19 protein-coding genes and 2 riboswitches are annotated in these 18,210 nt (G+C 39.9%); of the genes, 15 read left to right on the forward strand and 4 right to left on the reverse strand.

The annotated features are described in order from the left end of the window. Nucleotides 1–1,227, reverse strand: a complete 1,227-nt coding sequence (locus D1B33_RS14030) for a saccharopine dehydrogenase family protein (protein ID WP_118877025.1) — start codon at nucleotides 1,225–1,227, stop codon at nucleotides 1–3. Between the two features lie 384 nt (nucleotides 1,228–1,611). On the opposite strand from D1B33_RS14030, the gene D1B33_RS14035 reads away from it, so the two are divergent. From D1B33_RS14035 to D1B33_RS14045, 3 genes are read left to right on the forward strand one after another with little or no spacing between them, the layout of a single operon-like run. Beyond that, nucleotides 1,612–1,986, forward strand: a complete 375-nt coding sequence (locus D1B33_RS14035; RefSeq protein ID WP_118877026.1) for a GntR family transcriptional regulator — start codon at nucleotides 1,612–1,614, stop codon at nucleotides 1,984–1,986. 12 nt (nucleotides 1,987–1,998) lie between these two features. Continuing rightward, entirely contained in the window at nucleotides 1,999–3,090 is a 1,092-nt protein-coding gene (locus tag D1B33_RS14040; RefSeq protein ID WP_118877027.1) for a DUF1648 domain-containing protein, read from the forward strand. 18 nt (nucleotides 3,091–3,108) lie between these two features. Then, nucleotides 3,109–3,900 (forward strand): CPBP family intramembrane glutamic endopeptidase, encoded by a 792-nt coding sequence (locus tag D1B33_RS14045; RefSeq protein WP_118877028.1) that lies wholly within the window; start codon nucleotides 3,109–3,111, stop codon nucleotides 3,898–3,900. 40 nt (nucleotides 3,901–3,940) lie between these two features. Here the strand turns inward: D1B33_RS14045 and rlmD are convergent, their stop codons facing one another. Further along, nucleotides 3,941–5,302: a 23S rRNA (uracil(1939)-C(5))-methyltransferase RlmD gene (gene rlmD / locus D1B33_RS14050; protein ID WP_407656742.1), complete on the reverse strand. Its 1,362-nt coding sequence runs from the start codon at nucleotides 5,300–5,302 to the stop codon at nucleotides 3,941–3,943. 188 nt (nucleotides 5,303–5,490) lie between these two features. Continuing rightward, nucleotides 5,491–5,625: riboswitch (FMN riboswitch) on the forward strand. Between the two features lie 126 nt (nucleotides 5,626–5,751). After that, nucleotides 5,752–5,885: riboswitch (FMN riboswitch) on the forward strand. 126 nt (nucleotides 5,886–6,011) lie between these two features. Between rlmD and ribE the strand changes: the two genes are divergently transcribed. From ribE to ribH, 3 genes are all read left to right on the forward strand, one after another. After that, nucleotides 6,012–6,650 (forward strand): riboflavin synthase, encoded by a 639-nt coding sequence (gene ribE / locus D1B33_RS14055; RefSeq protein WP_118877030.1) that lies wholly within the window; start codon nucleotides 6,012–6,014, stop codon nucleotides 6,648–6,650. Between the two features lie 213 nt (nucleotides 6,651–6,863). Beyond that, entirely contained in the window at nucleotides 6,864–7,496 is a 633-nt protein-coding gene (gene ribB / locus D1B33_RS14060) for a 3,4-dihydroxy-2-butanone-4-phosphate synthase (RefSeq protein ID WP_118877031.1), read from the forward strand. A 36-nt stretch (nucleotides 7,497–7,532) separates the two neighbouring features. Next, on the forward strand, nucleotides 7,533–8,000 hold the full coding sequence (gene ribH, locus D1B33_RS14065) for a 6,7-dimethyl-8-ribityllumazine synthase (protein WP_118877032.1): 468 nt from the start codon (nucleotides 7,533–7,535) through the stop codon (nucleotides 7,998–8,000). A 46-nt stretch (nucleotides 8,001–8,046) separates the two neighbouring features. Here ribH and D1B33_RS14070 read toward each other — a convergent pair whose 3' ends face one another. After that, the gene (locus tag D1B33_RS14070; protein WP_118877033.1) at nucleotides 8,047–8,838 is read right to left on the reverse strand and encodes a polysaccharide deacetylase family protein; all 792 of its coding nucleotides are present in this window, start codon (nucleotides 8,836–8,838) and stop codon (nucleotides 8,047–8,049) included. 132 nt (nucleotides 8,839–8,970) lie between these two features. On the opposite strand from D1B33_RS14070, the gene recX reads away from it, so the two are divergent. The 3 genes from recX to D1B33_RS14085 are packed head-to-tail and all read left to right on the forward strand — an operon-like array spanning nucleotide 8,971 to nucleotide 10,379. Beyond that, nucleotides 8,971–9,780 carry a recombination regulator RecX gene (recX, locus tag D1B33_RS14075; protein ID WP_118877034.1) on the forward strand — a complete coding sequence of 270 codons (810 nt, stop codon included), beginning with the start codon at nucleotides 8,971–8,973 and terminating at the stop codon, nucleotides 9,778–9,780. Next, complete coding sequence (locus D1B33_RS14080) at nucleotides 9,773–10,102, forward strand: YfhH family protein (protein WP_118877035.1); 330 nt, start codon at nucleotides 9,773–9,775, stop codon at nucleotides 10,100–10,102. The genes recX and D1B33_RS14080 overlap by 8 nt, the downstream gene beginning before the upstream one ends. 1 nt (nucleotide 10,103) lies before the next feature. Continuing rightward, nucleotides 10,104–10,379 carry a YfhJ family protein gene (locus tag D1B33_RS14085; RefSeq protein ID WP_118877036.1) on the forward strand — a complete coding sequence of 92 codons (276 nt, stop codon included), beginning with the start codon at nucleotides 10,104–10,106 and terminating at the stop codon, nucleotides 10,377–10,379. 341 nt (nucleotides 10,380–10,720) lie between these two features. On the opposite strand, the gene D1B33_RS14090 is transcribed toward D1B33_RS14085, so the two are convergent. Then, nucleotides 10,721–11,707, reverse strand: a complete 987-nt coding sequence (locus D1B33_RS14090) for a metal-dependent hydrolase (protein WP_118877037.1) — start codon at nucleotides 11,705–11,707, stop codon at nucleotides 10,721–10,723. A gap of 110 nt (nucleotides 11,708–11,817) precedes the next feature. On the opposite strand from D1B33_RS14090, the gene mutY reads away from it, so the two are divergent. From mutY to D1B33_RS14120, 6 genes are all read left to right on the forward strand, one after another. Then, nucleotides 11,818–12,873 carry an A/G-specific adenine glycosylase gene (gene mutY / locus D1B33_RS14095; protein ID WP_118877038.1) on the forward strand — a complete coding sequence of 352 codons (1,056 nt, stop codon included), beginning with the start codon at nucleotides 11,818–11,820 and terminating at the stop codon, nucleotides 12,871–12,873. A 69-nt stretch (nucleotides 12,874–12,942) separates the two neighbouring features. Then, complete coding sequence (locus D1B33_RS18500) at nucleotides 12,943–13,161, forward strand: hypothetical protein (RefSeq protein ID WP_158582987.1); 219 nt, start codon at nucleotides 12,943–12,945, stop codon at nucleotides 13,159–13,161. A 257-nt stretch (nucleotides 13,162–13,418) separates the two neighbouring features. Next, a complete protein-coding gene (ntdP, locus tag D1B33_RS14105) occupies nucleotides 13,419–13,967 on the forward strand; it encodes a nucleoside tri-diphosphate phosphatase (protein ID WP_118877040.1) in 549 nt (182 codons plus the stop codon). 222 nt (nucleotides 13,968–14,189) lie between these two features. Continuing rightward, nucleotides 14,190–15,935, forward strand: coding sequence for an ABC transporter ATP-binding protein (locus D1B33_RS14110; RefSeq protein ID WP_118877041.1), 1,746 nt, complete (start codon nucleotides 14,190–14,192; stop codon nucleotides 15,933–15,935). Nucleotides 15,936–16,246: 311 nt separating this feature from the next. Next, nucleotides 16,247–17,269, forward strand: coding sequence for an ABC transporter ATP-binding protein (locus D1B33_RS14115; protein WP_118877042.1), 1,023 nt, complete (start codon nucleotides 16,247–16,249; stop codon nucleotides 17,267–17,269). Beyond that, nucleotides 17,241–18,209, forward strand: a complete 969-nt coding sequence (locus D1B33_RS14120; protein WP_118877043.1) for an ABC transporter ATP-binding protein — start codon at nucleotides 17,241–17,243, stop codon at nucleotides 18,207–18,209. Before D1B33_RS14115 ends, D1B33_RS14120 begins: the two co-directional genes overlap by 29 nt. Nucleotide 18,210: the final 1 nt, after the last annotated feature.

Below are 18,210 nucleotides of genomic sequence, written 5' to 3' on the forward strand. Positions count from 1 at the left end.
TTACTTAGCCTCTTCTTTATCAAGGTCTAGGTCGATCAATTCAGGATTGAAGCTTTCTTGCCATGGAAGACCCCATTTATTTAAAGCCTCCATGAATGGATCTGGATCGAACTCTTCTACATTGTAAACACCTGGTTTTTGCCATGTGCCATTCATCACAAGCATTGCACCAATCATCGCTGGTACGCCCGTTGTATAGGAAATGGCTTGTGAACCAACTTCGCGATAGCATTCTTCATGGTCGCAAACATTGTATACATAGTAAGTTTTCTCTTCGCCATCTTTAATCCCGCGAGCGATAATACCGATATTTGTTTTACCTTTCGTACGTGGACCGAGGGAAGCTGGATCCGGTAAAACTGCTTTCAGGAATTGAAGCGGCTGAATCATTTTTCCTTCGAATTCAATCGGTTCAATCGAAGTCATGCCAACGTTTTCAAGTACGTTTAAGTGTGTAATGTATTTTTGCGAGAATGTCATCCAGAAGCGGATTTGCTTGATTCCCGTAATGTTTTTTGCCAAAGATTCCAGTTCTTCGTGATATAGAAGATACATATCTTTCTGCCCGATTTCAGGGAAGTTATAAACTTCTTTATATTCCAATGGCTCAGTTTCAACCCATTCGCCATCTTTCCAGAAACGACCGTTTGCCGTGATTTCACGAATGTTGATTTCCGGATTGAAGTTTGTTGCGAAAGGATAGCCATGGTCCCCGGCATTTGCATCCAGGATATCGATATAGTGAATTTCGTCAAAGTAATGTTTTAATGCATACGCAGAGAATACTCCAGTTACGCCTGGGTCAAAACCGCTGCCTAAAAGTGCTGTTAAGCCGGCTTTTTCGAACTTCTCTTTGTAAGCCCATTGCCATTTATATTCAAACTTAGCTGTTTCAGGCGGCTCATAGTTGGCAGTATCAACATAATGAACACCTGTAGCCAAACATGCATCCATAATTGTTAAGTCTTGATATGGTAAAGCAACGTTAATTACCACATCTGGTTTAAATCCATTGATTAATTCGATTAGCTCGTCCGTATTATCCGCATCTACTTGTGCAGTGTGGATAATTGTTTTACCGCCGTCTAATTTTTCTTTTAAAGCATCACATTTAGACTTTGTTCGACTTGCGATCATAATCTCTTCGAATACTTCCGAGTTTTGTACACATTTGTGCACGACAACGCTGGCAACTCCGCCAGCACCAATAATCAATGCTTTACCCAATTCTTTATAACCCCCTAATAGTGGCCTGTACACCAAGAACGTTGGCGAGGCAGTTATTAATCATTTAGCCATAAACTTTGTCAAGCCTGCTCGAACGAAAGGCTTATTAAGTCTTGAACAATAAAACAGATTATACATAAATATTTTTTGCGTAGCAATTACTTTTCCTTAAAAATTGTGTTAAATCTCGCAAATCTCCTCGGTAAATACCAAAAGTCAAGAATCTGCCTAAGAGACCTTCAGCAAATCCTAATAACCTTTTCCCCCTCTTAATTAGCGTAAACAAAAAAGAGGTTAATTATTAATATTGTCTATTGGAATTTTGTTATATGAATTATAGAACACTTCTGTTATAATAAACATATAACAGAATGGAGGGGTGAAATGATCATTCGAATTGAAGCCGAATCGGATATTCCCATCTATACACAGCTAACCAATCAAATAATAGAAGGAATTGCACGTGGAGAAATAATGCCTGGTGAATCATTGCCATCTGTTAGAGCATTTGCTGCAGATTTGGGTGTGAATATGCATACGGTAAATAAAAGCTACCATGAATTGGAGAAAAAAGGGGTGATTAAAATCATTCCGAAATCCGGTGCGGTCATTTCCCCCGAGGAGATTACGGCCGAGAAAAAGGCTCAGATTTTAAGCGAACTAAAACCACTTATTTCAGAAGGCCTTGTTTTGGGAATGAAAAAAGAAGAAATTCAGGAATTGATTATTTCGATGATGAATGAAATGAAAGAAAGGTAAGGGGGCAATCGCATGGCATTATTCATTTTTTTAATCGTTACAGCGTTTATTGCAGTGGTTCAAATCATGATTCCGTATTTGGCAAAACGGACAGCGGTTTTTGGTGTTACCGTTCCGGACCAGTATATTAATGATGCAACTCTTCTAAAATATAAAAAACTTTATGCCGTTTCTGTAGGACTCATCTCTTTTATATTGATCGGATTATATGTTTTCTGGGCATTAAGAAATAACCTTTTGGATGAACAGATTGCAATGGTTGGAGCAATTTTGGAATTTGCACTAATCTTCATAAGTTTCTCGTTTTATATGTACTTTCATGCCAAGACAAAACAATTAAAACAAAAAAATAAATGGATGGAAGAGTTAAAAGCAGTAAAAGTCACGGATTTATCGGTGCGCAGTCAGGATGCAATGCTTCCTTGGGTTGTTTTTTTGCTGCCAATTGTTTCGACAGTAGGGCTTATGGTCTATACGTTGATGAATTACGATGTTTTGCCGCAGCAAATTCCAACGCATTGGGGGCCGAGTGGCGAGGCAGATGCTTTTAAGGAAAAATCGTATTTCTCTGCTATACAGCTAACGTTGATTTTATTGATACTGCAAACAATGTTTCTGGGCATTCATATAGCAACAAAAAAATCTGGGATTAAACTGAGCGCTACTGGACTGCAAGCTTCCCGCAATAGACAGCTCGGCCTAAGAAAATATTCAAGTTGGTTTATGTTTTTCGTTGTCCTTGCCGTCACAATGTTAATGAGTTATTTGCAGCTAACCATGATTCATCCGCAGCTTTCGGAGGGGCTGGCAAAATTGCTGATTCCAATCGTTTTCCTGATTGCTGTTCTGATAGGAACATTAATCTTTGCAGTGAAAGTAGGCAGGTCTGATAAAGAGACTTTCGAAGTAGTAGGAGAGCGAATTAGGGACATCGACGACGACCAATATTGGAAAGGTGGATTGTTTTATTTTAATAAAAATGATCCATCGATCTTTGTTGAAAAACGATTCGGTGTTGGCTGGACGATTAATTTTGCCAACCCAATTGGCTATTGTATTGTCTTCTTGCCAATTATCTTGATTATCTTGATTTCTTTTATATAAGAAGGAGTGGGGTGTGTGATGAAAAAATCAGATTGGAAAGTGGCGCTGCTTTTGTCGCTCATTTGTTTGGTTGGGGGCCTCTTGGTAGTGCCATACCAACTCACAAGTTTACAAAAAACTTTTCCGGAACAATATGAGCTATTAGTGGAAACAATGCCTTTGCCATATACAGCTTTACTTTTGTTGACTGGATTTCAATTAGCGGTCATTTCATTTGTGCTGGCTTTTATTGGGGTGAAGCTTGCGCGCAAGGCAGGGTTTTCACTGGATGTTTTATATTCCTTATTCAACAAGGAAAAAGTGCGTTTTGATCGAAAAGGGGTTATGTTATCCATTCTATTTGGTGTGATTGCCGGCTTTGTGATCATTGGGGGAGACCGTTTTTATTTCCAATATCAAATTGCTATAATGCGTGAAACTGAACCAAGTTTTTCGCTTTTAGGCCTGGTGACGGGGGTTTTCTATGGCGGTGTCTTTGAAGAGATTTTGATGAGATTGGTCGCTATGAGTTTGCTCGTGTGGATATTCAAATTGATTTTCCAACGCCAACAGAGCAATTTAGCTCCTGTATTTTATTGGATTGCAATCGTAATCGCGTCCGTTTTATTTGCTGCCGGACATTTGCCTGCGACAAGCGCCGTATTTGGGGATTTAACGGTGGATGTTGTGGTAAGGTGCTTCTTGCTGAATGGAATCGGTGGTTTGTTCTTTGGCTATCTTTATTGGAAGAAAGGTTTTGAATACGCCATTATTGCACACATGTTTACGCATATTTCGATGCAATTGCTGTTTATTCCGCTGTTCTATTAATGGAATACAGATATAAAAAAAGTGGGGAACAAATCCCCACTTATTTATCTTTCAATGTTAATTTGGCAACAATTTCGACTCTTGCTGTTTGAGGGAACATGTCAACCGGCTGGATATAGTCAACATGGTAAATCTTTGTCAGCTCCTGCAAGTCCTTTGCAAAAGTTGAAGGGTTGCAAGATGTATAAACAAAACGCTTTGGCTTGATTTTCATGACGGTTTTAATAAAGCTTGGGGCAAGGCCCGTGCGCGGGGGGTCGACTGTAATGACATCCGGAATAAAACCTTCGCGCTTCCATTTCGCAAGCCATTCTTCAGCAGTCCCTGTGTAATAACGGACATGGTTGAAACCATGATTTCTTGCATTTTTCTTCGCATCTGCAATACTCTCCGGAACAACATCCATTCCTCGCACTTCTTTTGCCTCATTGGCCAGCCACAAACCGATTGTTCCTACGCCGCAATAGGCATCTACCACTTTTTCCTTCCCCGTCAACTGTGCCGCTTTTTTAATTTCATCGTATAAATGAACAGTTTGTTCAGGGTTCAATTGGAAAAATGCACGGGAAGAAAGGTCGAATGCCAATTCTCCCAATTTTTCGTGAATTGTTTCTTTTCCGTAGAGCGTAATCGTTTCATCGCCGAAAATAAGAGAAGTTTTTTCCCGGTTGATATTTTGTGTGATGGAAACGATGCTTGGATCGATTTTTAGCATACGTTCAATCAGCTCATCCTTATGTGGAATCTCTTTTCGTGTCGTAACTAAACATACTTGTGTCTCGCCGGTTTGCATTGCTGTACGCACTACAATTGTTCTTACGAGTCCATCCAATGACTTGCCATTATAGATTGAGATATTTAGTTTTTGCAATATTTTGCGGGTAGCCACCGTAATTTTTGATGTTAACGGGTGCTGAACGGCGCAATCATTAATATTCAATAGCTTGTTCGTTCCTTCTGAATAAAGCCCTGCATACACACGCTTGCCTTCTTTGCGTACTTGGAAGGAGCTTTTGTTTCGATAATGCCAAGGATTATCCATTCCAATCGTGGATCGAATATCTGTTTTTTCCGCAACAGGTTTTACGTATTTCTCCAACGCCTGCACGACCATATCCCGTTTTTCTCTTAGCTGGCCATCATAGGACAAATGCTGGAGCTGGCAACCGCCGCATTCATCGTAAAGTGCGCAGATTGGTTCCTGTCGTTCTTGAGATTCTTTGCGTATATTCAAAATTTCGGCTTCGGCAAAATTGCGTTGTACCTTGGACACCTTCACTGTTACTTCTTCACCAGGCAAGGCACCTTTTACAAAGACCACATTTCGTTTATAAAAGCCGACGCCCTCACCATTAATGCCTAATCGTTTTATGGTTAACGGGAATTTTTGCCCGATTTCCATCGTTGCTTTATCGCTCAAAAGCGTTCACGTCCTTTAATAAGTTCATCTCATTATTATAGCGAAGCAATAAATGAAAGCAAACGAATAAAGCTTTTCAATCGTGGGTATTTTTTACTGAAATAATTTTCAGAAATTATAGGCTGGATAATTTCTTGAATAAGTGGTATTGTTATCTCAATTAAATAAAATATATCCTTCGGGGTCGGGTGAAATTCCCAATCGACGGTGATGAAGCTGGAGCTTCTAAGCCCGTGAGCTCTTTTTGAGCAGGATTTGGTGCGAATCCAAAGCCGACAGTATAGTCTGGATGGGAGAAGGAGCATTTTATAGTATTGCTATTAAAAATGGATTTTTTAATGGTCTAATTTGCTATATATTTTTTCGTATGCTTTTATCCCGCTCTTTTAAGACGGGATTTTTTTTATTTAATTAAACAATTATATATGTGAAATGTCCTTCGGGGTCGGGTGAAATTCCCAATCGACGGTGATGAAGTCAAACTTCTAAGCCCGTGAGCTCTTTATGAGCAGGATTTGGTGCGAATCCAAAGCCGACAGTATAGTCTGGATGGGAGAAGGATGAATTGTGGCACTTTTTGAAAACGTATGTTCAAAAGGTCTATTAGGCTATGCCATTAATGATTACTCCCAAACTCCTTAGGATGCTAAGGGGTTTTTATTTTTTTCATGATTTGGAAGAAGGTGAGTAGATGTTTACAGGCATTATTGAAGATAAAGGAAAAGTAATAGCGATTCAAAAAGATGTAAATAGCATGCAGCTAACAATTGAAACCCCGAAAATTGTATCGGATGCCCAGTTGGGAGATAGCGTTGCGGTGAATGGCGTATGTCTAACAATTACGCACATGAACAATGAAATAATGACCGTTGATGTTATGCCGGAAACCGTGAAAGCGACAACCATCCATACATTGAAATTGGGTGATTTCGTGAATTTGGAGCGTGCGATGAGCGCAAACGGCCGATTTGGTGGGCATATCGTTTCGGGACATGTAGATGGAGTGGGGACGATCAAAAGCAAAAGACCTGTTTCGAATGCTGTTTATATTGAAATTGAAATCCCCAAGGACCTTGCGGAAAATTGCATTCCAAAAGGCTCCATCACGATAGATGGAACAAGCTTAACGCTCTTTGGTGTAACAGAAAGCAGCGTAACGGTTTCGCTAATTCCGCACACTTATGCCGAAACAATTTTAGGCATGAAAAATGTCGGTGAAAGTGTAAATATCGAAACGGATATGCTAGGGAAGTATGTATTGCATCATTTAAGAAAAACTGAAACAAAATCAAATATATCAATGGATTTTCTGAGACAAAATGGTTTTTAACTTCATTCAGTAGAAGTCGTAAACTTCTATAAGTGATGTGATGAATAAAAAAAGAGAAAAGCATTCAGTTGAGGTACAAACCTGGACTGAATAAAGTTAAAGCCTCCGGCGGATGTCACAGATTTTTAAAGGAAGTTTATTGAGCAAGCTCAATAAAAATCTGGACGCAAATATGCCAAGGCAAATTTGATTTAAATTCAGGAGGTGTCTTACATGTTAAATACAATAGAAGAAGCTTTGGAAGAGCTAAAAAATGGAAAAGCGATCATCGTTGTGGACGACGAAGATCGTGAAAATGAAGGCGATTTAGTAATTCTGGCTGAATTTGCAACTCCGGCAAACATTAACTTCATGGCAACATTTGGCCGTGGATTAATTTGTACGCCAATTACAGAAGAGTTGGCTGAAAATTTACAATTGCCATCGATGGTCGCACTGAATACTGATAATCACCAAACTGCATTCACTGTGAGTGTCGACCATATTGAAACAACAACTGGAATTAGTGCACATGAGCGTTCTTATACGATTCTGCAAATGATTGGCGAAAATGCAAAACCAAATCATTTTAGAAGACCTGGCCATGTTTTTCCACTAGTGGCAAAACAAAATGGTGTTCTCGAAAGAAGAGGTCATACGGAGGCAGCTGTTGATTTAGCGAAAGCTTGCGGCAGTTATCCTGCAGGTGTGATTGTCGAAATCATGGGGGATGACGGAGAAATGCTGCGCTTGGACGGATTAAAAATCTTTGCCGAAAAACATAATTTAAAAATTATTTCTATCGAAGATCTGGTGCTTTACCGTTTAAATCAAGTAAAAGAGAAAAGTACAGTCGTTGGTGACTGAAAAGAATGAATCTATATGAGAAGAGGAGAATGGAAAATGGGAAAAGTATTTGAAGCACAATTAATCGGAACAGGCTTGAAAGTTGGAATTGTAGTGGGGCGTTTTAATAATTTTATTACGGACAAGCTTTTGGAAGGTGCACTTGATGGCCTGAAAAGACATGGGGTAGAGGAAAACAACATCGATATTGCTTGGGTACCGGGAGCATTCGAAGTGCCGTTTATTTCCAAGCAAATGGTCGAAACAGGCGAATATGATGCGGTAATCGGACTAGGTACCGTGATTCGCGGGGCTACGACGCACTATGATTATGTAAATAATGAAGCGGCAAAAGGCATTGCAAGTGTTTCTTTAAATTCAAACGTTCCTGTCATTTTCGGTATTGTGACAACTGAAAACATTGAGCAAGCAATCGAAAGAGCGGGTACAAAAGCTGGAAATAAAGGATATGACTCTGCAGTGTCTGCAATTGAAATGGCAAACTTAAAGAAAATGTTTAAATAAATAAAAAGTAGGAGATCCAAAATTTCAGTTTTGGGTCTCCCACCTATTACTCCATTACTTCTCCCATTACTAACTCATCCAATGTTCCAAATTGATATCCCTGTTTTTTGGCATCTTCTATAAATTTCGGAAGAGCATCTGCATTATGTTTCGCTACAGTGTGAAGAAGGATGAGCGCTCCAGGATGAAGTTGTCCCATTAATTCATTATAGGCATAATCCCAACCTTTATTAGAATCTTTATGCCAATCCACGAAGGCCGTATCCCAAAACATATGCGTATAACCGTATTTATTGCCAACTTCCAAAACTCTTTCATTAAAAATTCCTTTAGGAGGACGCACATAATGTGTACGTTTTATACCTGAAATCTCTTCAAGTTTTTTATCGAATTTTTGCCATTCTTCTACTAATTCGGCTTCGGAAAGTTTCGACATATCCGGATGGCTGTAGGAATGATTCCCGATAATATGCCCATCTTCAATCATTCTTTTCACTAAATCGGTTGCGCTTGTTAAATAATGTCCGGTTAAGAAAAATGTCGCAGGAACGTTTTCTTTTTTCAAGGTATCAAGAATTCTTTCCGTATGCCCAGCTTCGAAGCCATTATCAAAAGTTAAATAGATAATTTTATGCTCGGGATCTCCCGTAAAAAACGCACCATATTTCTCTATAATCGATTCAAACTTTTCCCCGGCATCTCCGGGCTGTCCATTTTTGGATTTTGTAAAGCCCCAGTGATATTCGTTTGCATTGGCAACTTCCGGTTTAACCATACTAAATATCATTGAAAACAACAGTGAACAAATGATTAAGCCAGAAATATAACGTATCCTCATAAAATATTTTAGCCTCCTTTTTTCCTTATATTGCACGGTAGGGTTCAAGGGTATGCGAGTCAAATGATGGTATTTAAATAAAATGAAACGTTCGTAAAAAACATGTATACTAGCCTAAGAAGGAGTGTTTGTATGCAAGTTATTTCAAAAATTGGCAGACAAAAAAACAATCCAGAACGCTATAATATCTATTTAAATGATACATACGCTTTTGCGGTGGATGAGTCGACGCTTATTAAGTTTGGCTTAACAAAGGGAAAAGTGCTCGAGCAGTTTGATATTGATGAAATTACATACGAAGACGAGATTGCCAAAGCTTTTAATCGGGCGTTGAATTTCTTAAGCTTTCAAATGCGCAGTGAATACGAAGTGAAAAAAAAGCTGCTGGACGCGGGCTTTGGGGAAGCCGTCGTGTTGGAGGCCATAAAAAAGCTTGAAAAACTAGGGTTTTTAAATGATGAAACCTATTCGAAAGCCCTTTTGGAGACAAAAAAGAAAACAGCGAAAAAAGGACCCAGGGCCATTAAGCAGGATTTAATCAAAAAAGGAATCGATAAAGAAACGCAAGCTAAGGTACTAGATTCTTTTTCCTTTAATGAGCAGCTTGCTATTGCGATGGAGCTAGCGCAAAAGGCCGTTCGCGCCAACCAAAATAAAACACCCATGCAAACCAAGCAAAAAATACAGGATGTTTTGCTTCGTAAAGGGTATTCTTTTTCCGTCATCACTCAAATACTTGACGAAATAAAGCTTGAGCGAGAAGATGATGATTGGCAGCAAATGATTCAACTTCAAGGGGAGAAACTTTGGAAGAAATACGCCTCAAAATACAGTGGAAATGATTTGCGCATGAAGATGAAACAAGCTCTTTATCAAAAAGGGTTTCCGATAGAAATAATCGATCGCTTTTTAGAGGAAAAGGAGAGGGAACAACATGACTGAAAAAAGCTATGCCGACATGACTGAACAAGAACTAAGAGAAGAAATTGCAAAGCTAAAAGAAAAAGCGAGAAAAGCGGAGCAGCTAGGTATTGTGAATGAATATGCGGTTTATGAACGAAAAGCGACCATGGCAGCTGCTTATCTTATTGACCCTGATACGATTGTCAAAGGCGAGATGTACCGGATTGACGGTGCACCGGGAGAATTTTTCAAAGTGGAATATTTAAAAGGACGCTTCGCCTGGGGTTATCGTTTAGGCGGGGAGCGCTATGAAGAAGCATTGCCAATCTCGATTCTGTTGCCAATGAAGGTAGGGAAATAAAATGAATCAACAACATTCCATTGAACAGCTAACACAACTCCTGGCTGAGAAAAACCCTAACTTATCCGTAAATAAAGCAAGAACTTGGATCGAATTGCTTTGGTCGGATTTTGAATCCACTTATGCCAAAGCGGGGTATGATTATCGAGGTGCTGAATATACCGAGAGAATCATTAGACAATGGATTACAAGTTACGGCGACAAAATCCATGAATTTGCAGGAAGAAATCCAAAGTACATTCATTTATTGGATGAAAGTGATGGAACACTTCAATAAGTTGTATAAAAATAAGGAGTTGTCCTAAAATGGACAGCTCCTTAACTTGATTATACGATAGTATGAATTTTTTGGGAAATTCAAATAATGTCTAGCTCCGGCGCCCAGCCCCTCGAGTCGCGGTCTGCCCTCGGTAGAAAGCTGAAGAGATACTTTCGATTCGGACCTTCCGCAGCACATGGATGTGCAAGTGCCGATAATGCTGCTGTCGCTTCGCTTTCGCGCAAAAAACATCTGCCACACGATGTGGCGTTTTTATCGGCCAGCGCTTGTACCTGTCGCTATGCTTTCGGTACACAAAACATCTGTCGGGGCTAAGAAGGGCGCCTCCGCTTTCCGGATTAATCACTTGATCCAATTTGAAGTTTCTTTTGCAGTTTGTCTTCGCTAAAGATCCACCCTGTGTAAGAATTGATGATATTTAAATCATCGTCAAGGTGAGCTAATGCTACAAACGGATAGTGATCGTTACTGCGGTATCTTAAATCGATTAGGCGCACCTCCGTCAACCCATTCTCCAATTCATTAATTTCCCAACGATATAAGGGAGAGAACGAAAGGAATGCACTTAAGTTTCGATCTTCCAACGCTTTTTTCACAAGCGGCGTTTCTGGTATAGGATGAATTTCGAATTTATCATAAATATTAATGGTTCTTCCATAGGCGCGGCCAACATAGTAATGTGTTTTTGATTTTGCGGCAACACGCCAGTTGAAAAAGCGCATTGTCGGTGCCACAATAACGAAATCTTCATCCTGAATTGTATTGTGAACCGCTCTTTTGACCGCAGCTTGTACCAAAAAACGCAAAATGTAGTAAACCACAATAATGATATACATGATGGTGAAGGTTTTAACCGGGTCAAAGCCAAACGCCCACAGCAATAGCCCAATGCAATGAATGCCGAAAATAATTGGATCGAAAGTATTGATGACGCCAAGAGCAATCCATTTTCTTGAAAAAGGTCTTAGGGCTTGTGTCCCGTATGCATTGAATATATCAACAAAAACATGCAAAAATACGGCCAAAAATGTCCAAAGCCAAAGGTGCAGGACATTAACATCCTGAAAAATGAAACTCAAAACGGCAGTAATGGCGATTGGCCACAAAATTACCGCGGGAATCGAATGTGTAATTCCTCGGTGATGCCGTATATAAACCGCGTTGTTGCGTAATTTTAAAACTGTATCAATATCAGGTGCTTGTGATCCGATGATGGTACCGGCCATGATTGCTGCGAACCCAGTCGTGTTATTTGCCACAGCCGGGTCGGCTAGAGCCAGGCCGCCTAAAGCAATGCCCATCACCAAATGTGTGCCAGAATCCAAATATATCAACTCCTTGTTTTGGAGAGATTAAAAAAATAAATTTTTTGTTTAGTATAACTATAATATACCCCAATTACGCATTTTAAAATCGAAATCTATAGGAGGCTATGATGAATTATCCATATATAGAAGAATTTCGACACAGTTTAGTCGAATGGTTTCATCAAGAAAAACGGGATTTACCATGGAGACGCACATCAGATCCTTATAAAATATGGGTTTCAGAAGTCATGCTCCAACAAACGAGGGTCGATACCGTCATCCCATATTACAACCGTTTCTTGGATAAATACCCCACTTTGCAGTCTCTTGCATATGCGCCGCAAGAAGAGCTCCTGAAAATGTGGGAAGGCCTTGGTTATTACTCACGCGCCCGAAATCTGCAAGCAGGTGTAAAAGAAGTTGTAGAAAAGTATGATGCAATCGTTCCGGACACTCGCCATGATATTTCCAAGTTAAAGGGAATCGGTCCCTATACTGCCGGAGCTATTTTAAGCATTGCCTATAATAAGCCGGAGCACGCGGTTGATGGCAATGTTATGCGCGTACTGAGCCGTGTTTTGCACATCACGGAAGATATAGCTGTCCCGAAAACCAAAAAAGTATTTGAAGAAGCAGTAGACGCGTTAATCGATGAAGACTATCCAGGGGATTTTAATCAGGCGTTGATGGATCTTGGCGCCATGATTTGTACTCCAACATCCCCCAAGTGCCTGCTCTGTCCGGTGAGGGATTATTGCACGGCCTTTCAGGAAGGCGATGCGGACCAGCTTCCCATTAAGTCAAAGAAAACCAAAACAAAAAAAGTGAAATTTGATGTTTTTGTAGCCATAGATAAGGAAGGAAAGTATCTAGTGGAGAAGCGCAAAGAAGAAGGGCTATTAGCAAATATGTGGCAATTCCCGATGATTGAATTAAACGAGAATGCAAACAGCATCGAGTCATTTCAACATAATTACAATGTCATCATTTTGGAAAAAGCCGATGATAAAGATTTAAACTTCAAGCATATCTTTTCACATCTAACTTGGGAGTTGAATTGTATCTTTGTTCAAGTAGAACAACAATCAACATTACCGAATGACGCGCTTTTCCTTGCAATGGATAGTATACAAGCTTTGCCAATGCCAGTGCCGATGTTGAAAATTATGAATGTTCTGAATTGACTTAATTTAAAAATGTCGAATAATCTCGAAGGGTCCAGACCACAATAAATATCACGGAGGTGATATTAGATGGCAAACAACAACAACAGAAACAACAATAACAACAATGATTCACGCAACAACCGCAACAACAACAACAATAACAATAACAACAACAACTTCAACAACAATGAAGAATTTGCTGTTGAACAAGATTTCCAACAAGCTCGCCAAAACCGCAATAACCGCAACAACAATGCTAACAACGCAAATAACAACAACAATAACGATAACAACAACGACTTTTAATTAAGTCATTTTTTCGCGAGTATGAATAAAGTGAATTCACTTTTAGGTATAGACATTGTCTATACCTAAATTTTTTTACCTGCTTCAGCTTGGAAAATCCTGCATTCCATTGGATTATTTGAAAAAGATGTTCTTCAAACTACACGTTTTTGGTCAGCATTGCTATAATAGACCTATTAGTGTTAGATGACTCAAAATATACCAGCAAAATTATCACCAAGCGATATTCATACATAGACGAAAAGGTGGGCATATCAATGACAATACCTATAGAAGGAGAAACCATACAAATACATAGTTATAAACATAATGGTCGCATCCACCGTGTCTGGCAGGAAACGATGGTTTTAAAAGGAACAAAAAATATTTTTATTGGAGCAAACGAACGTACCTTGGTTACGGAATCGGATGGACGTACTTGGCTGACGAGAGAGCCTTCCATTTGCTACTTCCATGCCGAGCATTGGTTCAATATTATCTGTATGCTTCGTGAAGATGGAGTGTACTATTATTGTAATATGAGTTCTCCTTATGTATTTGATAACAATGCAATCAAATATATTGATTATGATCTCGATATTAAAGTATTCCCGGATATGTCCTATACACTTTTAGATGAAGATGAATACGAGCAGCACAAAAAAGAAATGGGGTATCCAGAAGTAATCGATAAAATACTGAAACGCAATGTCACCAAACTTGTTGGCTGGATTAAGCAAAAAAGAGGTCCATTTGCGCCTGATTTTATCGAGGTATGGACGAATCGATATTTATTTAATAAGGAAATGCATTCCAACGAAAAATAAATCGGGAAGGGGGCGTCTAGCAGAGACACCCTCTTTCTTTATTTGGTTAACGAATAGTGGAGTATTTGAAAAGCTTCGAGATGGGGCATATTTGTGAAATTACTGATAAAGTAGAGTATAGTGAAATTCAGATGCTCTAAATCGGGAGCTTTAATATCACGAATAGGGGTAAAGCTTGGTAGGCAGAATTTTGAAGGTTACGCAACAAAGGAAGTGGAAAAGTTGGATAGTATTAAACGTTATATGCGCTTTGTCAGACCCTATCGTATGGAAATCTTTTTAACCATCGTGATTGGGATATTAAAATTTGCTATTCCGTTGTTCATCCCGATCTTGATGAAGATTGTCATTGATAATATCATCGGCGCACCGGACCTGACAAATGGCGAGAAAATTGAACAGCTAGTCTATTGGCTGGGCGGAACCGTGATTTTATTCTTTATAATTCGACCGCCGATTGAATATTACCGCCAATATTTTGCCCAGCATGTCGGAAACAAAGTGCTGTTTGATATTCGGCAGGAATTGTTTGGGCACTTGCAAAAACTAAGTTTGAAATATTATGCCAATACACGTGCCGGAGAAGTCATTTCTCGGGTAATTAACGATGTAGAGCAAACGAAAAACTTCATCATGATTGGTTTGATGAATCTTTGGCTGGATGTTGCCACAATTTTGATTGCGATTGGCATCATGCTGGCGATGGATGTAAAACTGACACTCGTGTCAATTATTGCCTTGCCATTCTTTGCAATCAGCGTGAAGTATTTCTTTGGAAAGCTGCGGGATTTAACCAGAAAGAGATCGCAGGCTTTGGCGCATGTCCAAAGTTATTTGCATGAACGTGTAAGCGGAATAAGCATCATTAAAAGCTTTGCTTTGGAAAAACATGAACAAAAAATTTTCGATAAAGAAAATGGCGAATTTCTGGATCGCTCACTGGATCATACAAAATGGAATGCAAAATCCTTTGCTGTCGTGAACACGATTACGGATATTGCGCCGCTTCTCGTTATTAGCTATGCAGGATACCGGGTCATACAAGGAGATTTATCAGTGGGGACAATGGCTGCGTTTTACGCTTATATCGAACGCTTATATAGCCCGTTGCGCCGCTTGGTAAATTCGTCTACCATGTTAACGCAATCCATTGCGTCAATGGACCGTATGTTTGAATTGATGGATGAAGAATATGATGTTCAAGATAAAGAAAATGCCCGTCAATTGCCGGTTGTGGATGGACATGTCTCATTTGAAAAGGTAAATTTCAAATACGAAAAAGACGGCTCAATGATATTAAAAAATATCGACTTCGACATATTGCCAGGTCAAACAGCGGCATTCGTCGGGATGAGCGGGGGAGGAAAGTCAACGATCGTCAGTTTGATTCCCCGCTTTTACGATGTGACGGAAGGTGCCGTTAAAATTGATGGTATGGATGTGAAAGATGCAAACATTCATTCATTAAGAGCACAAATTGGCATCGTCCTGCAAGATAATATTTTATTTAGCGATTCGGTAAAACAAAATATTTTGATGGGAAAACCGGGTGCAACAGACGAGGAAGTCATTGCTGCTGCAAAAGCGGCCAATGCCCACGACTTTATCATGACATTGCCGGAAGGGTATGAAACGAAAGTCGGGGAACGCGGCGTTAAACTATCCGGTGGACAAAAACAGCGTGTGGCCATTGCCCGTGTATTCTTGAAAAACCCGCCGATTTTAATATTGGATGAAGCAACGTCTGCCCTAGACCTCGAAAGCGAAGCGCTGATTCAGGACTCTCTGGAACGTTTGGCAAGTGATCGAACAACGATCATCATCGCTCACCGTCTGTCGACCATCACGCATGCAGACAAGATTTTCGTCATCGATCATGGTGAATTGGTGGAAGAAGGCAATCATGATACATTGATGAAAAAACAAGGCGCCTATTACGATTTGTTCCAAATTCAAAAATTAGATTAATTATGTACACTGTACGCAAAAAAGTTAGCGACATTTTAATGCTCGGTAAGTCACTTTTCGACTTACCGGGCATTTTTATGTTGGATCAAAATATCCCTGTGATTACGCAATCCGGTTCGAACTGCAAGCTGATGATGTAGTCAATTTGTTGGGAATTGTCGACAACTTTAAATCTGCAAAAAGGGATAATTCAACTCTCTTTCGCATAAAAAAATATGATTAATAGATTGCAATCTATCTTTTGTATAAGCAGTGATAGAAAAAGAGTCGAAACTAGCAGATGCAGTAACTTTCACACAGGGAGGGACAAGATGAAAAGAAACCTATTATTGAACGTAAAAAATTTAGAAACAACTTTTTTTACAGAGGATGGGAGAATACCGGCAGTTGATCATATTGATTTTCATATATATGAAGGAGAGATATTGGGTATTGTCGGAGAATCGGGTTGCGGAAAAAGCGTAACATCACTTTCGATTATGGGACTGGTACCTTCCCCTCCCGGAAAAATTACGTCAGGCCAAATTCTTTTGAGTGATGTGGATTTGACAAAGCAATCCGAAAAGCAGATGCGCAAGATTCGAGGAAAAGAAGTCGCAATGATTTTCCAGGAACCAATGACCTCTTTAAATCCCTTGTATACCATTGGCCAGCAGCTGATTGAAGCGATTTTATTGCACAATAAAAAAATGAAAAAGAAACAAGCGCAAGCAAAGGCAATTGAAATGATGGGGTTGGTTGGGTTGCCACGGGCAGAACAGTTGATGAAAGACTATCCGCATCAATTATCGGGCGGAATGAGGCAACGTGTCATGATTGCCATGGCCCTTTTATGCAATCCAAAATTGTTGATTGCAGACGAACCAACAACTGCGCTTGATGTAACCATTCAAGCCCAGATTCTAAAGTTAATGAAAGAGTTGAATAAACAATTTAAAACGGCGGTTTTATTAATTACGCATGACCTTGGCGTAGTTGCCGAGGTTTGTGAACGGGTCATCGTCATGTATGCAGGTCAAATTGTCGAAGAAGCGCCGGTCGAGGAACTCTTCAAAAATCCCCGGCACCCTTATACAAAAGGGTTGATCCAATCTGTCCCCGATATGCGCTATAAAAAAGAAACTTTATATTCGATTAAAGGCAATGTGCCAAAACCGGGATCCATTGCGATGGGCTGCCGGTTTGCACCTCGCTGTGAATTTGCCGCCGAGCGATGCACAACCGAAAACCCGCCATTATATGACGTGGGTGAAATGAAAGTCCATAAATCAAGGTGCTTCTTGCAGGAAATGGAGGGAAGCGAAATTGCAGAACACGTTATTGAAAGTCGATAATTTAAAGAAATTTTTTCGGAAATCTTCCGGTTCTTTAAAAAAAGCAACACAAATCAAAGCAGTGGATGATATTTCGTTTGAAGTATATGAAGGAGAAACGCTCGGAATTGTAGGTGAGTCGGGCTGTGGAAAATCGACCACCGGAAGAATGATCATGCGTCTGCTTGAACCGACGGATGGCACAATCTCATTTGACGGTGAAGAGTTGTCAAAGCTGCCGAAAAAAGTGATGAGGAAAAAAAGACGGGATATCCAGATGGTTTTCCAAGATCCATATGCCTCCTTAAATCCACGGCATACAGTTAAGAAAATACTGGAGGAGCCTTTGATTGTACATGGAATTGGCCATGCAAAAGACCGCAAAGAGCTGGTAGAAGAATTCTTGGATATTGTAGGTTTAAGTCCTTATCATGCAAAACGCTATCCACACCAATTCAGCGGTGGACAAAGACAGCGGATTGGCATTGCGCGGGCGTTAATGACAAATCCGAAATTGATTATCGCCGATGAACCGGTGTCGGCACTTGATGTTTCCATACAAGCGCAAGTTCTTAACCTGATGCAAAGACTGCAAAATGATTTAAGGCTTACTTATATTTTTATAGCACATGATCTGGGAGTTGTTCGCCATATTAGCGATCGAGTTGCCGTGATGTATTTAGGGAGAATTGTAGAGTTGGCAGACAGCGAATCCTTATATACCGAACCTCTTCATCCATATACAAAAGCATTGCTCTCTGCAGTACCAATACCCGACCCAACAGTTGAAAGAGAAAAAATGATCCTGATGGGCGATATCACCAATGCCATTCCGGATAGGGGCTGCAAGTTCCAGTCAAGATGCCCTTATTCCACCATCACTTGCAAAATGATTGCACCAAATTTAGAAGAAGTTAAACCAGGTCATTCTGTTGCGTGTCACTTATACAGTACCGATTGAT

Source organism: Ureibacillus yapensis, assembly GCF_003515775.1.
GTDB classification, from domain to species: domain Bacteria; phylum Bacillota; class Bacilli; order Bacillales_A; family Planococcaceae; genus Ureibacillus; species Ureibacillus yapensis.

Bases quoted from the DNA above. Each gene is read 5' to 3' on its own strand.
- D1B33_RS14035 (WP_118877026.1), top strand. From the start codon at position 1,612: ATGATCATTCGAATTGAAGCCGAATCGGATATTCCCATCTATACACAG.
- D1B33_RS14040 (WP_118877027.1), top strand. From the start codon at position 1,999: ATGGCATTATTCATTTTTTTAATCGTTACAGCGTTTATTGCAGTGGTT.
- D1B33_RS14045 (WP_118877028.1), top strand. From the start codon at position 3,109: ATGAAAAAATCAGATTGGAAAGTGGCGCTGCTTTTGTCGCTCATTTGT.
- rlmD (WP_407656742.1), bottom strand. From the start codon at position 5,302: ATGGAAATCGGGCAAAAATTCCCGTTAACCATAAAACGATTAGGCATT.
- ribE (WP_118877030.1), top strand. From the start codon at position 6,012: ATGTTTACAGGCATTATTGAAGATAAAGGAAAAGTAATAGCGATTCAA.
- ribB (WP_118877031.1), top strand. From the start codon at position 6,864: ATGTTAAATACAATAGAAGAAGCTTTGGAAGAGCTAAAAAATGGAAAA.
- ribH (WP_118877032.1), top strand. From the start codon at position 7,533: ATGGGAAAAGTATTTGAAGCACAATTAATCGGAACAGGCTTGAAAGTT.
- D1B33_RS14070 (WP_118877033.1), bottom strand. From the start codon at position 8,838: ATGAGGATACGTTATATTTCTGGCTTAATCATTTGTTCACTGTTGTTT.
- recX (WP_118877034.1), top strand. From the start codon at position 8,971: ATGCAAGTTATTTCAAAAATTGGCAGACAAAAAAACAATCCAGAACGC.
- D1B33_RS14080 (WP_118877035.1), top strand. From the start codon at position 9,773: ATGACTGAAAAAAGCTATGCCGACATGACTGAACAAGAACTAAGAGAA.
- D1B33_RS14085 (WP_118877036.1), top strand. From the start codon at position 10,104: ATGAATCAACAACATTCCATTGAACAGCTAACACAACTCCTGGCTGAG.
- mutY (WP_118877038.1), top strand. From the start codon at position 11,818: ATGAATTATCCATATATAGAAGAATTTCGACACAGTTTAGTCGAATGG.
- D1B33_RS18500 (WP_158582987.1), top strand. From the start codon at position 12,943: ATGGCAAACAACAACAACAGAAACAACAATAACAACAATGATTCACGC.
- ntdP (WP_118877040.1), top strand. From the start codon at position 13,419: ATGACAATACCTATAGAAGGAGAAACCATACAAATACATAGTTATAAA.
- D1B33_RS14115 (WP_118877042.1), top strand. From the start codon at position 16,247: ATGAAAAGAAACCTATTATTGAACGTAAAAAATTTAGAAACAACTTTT.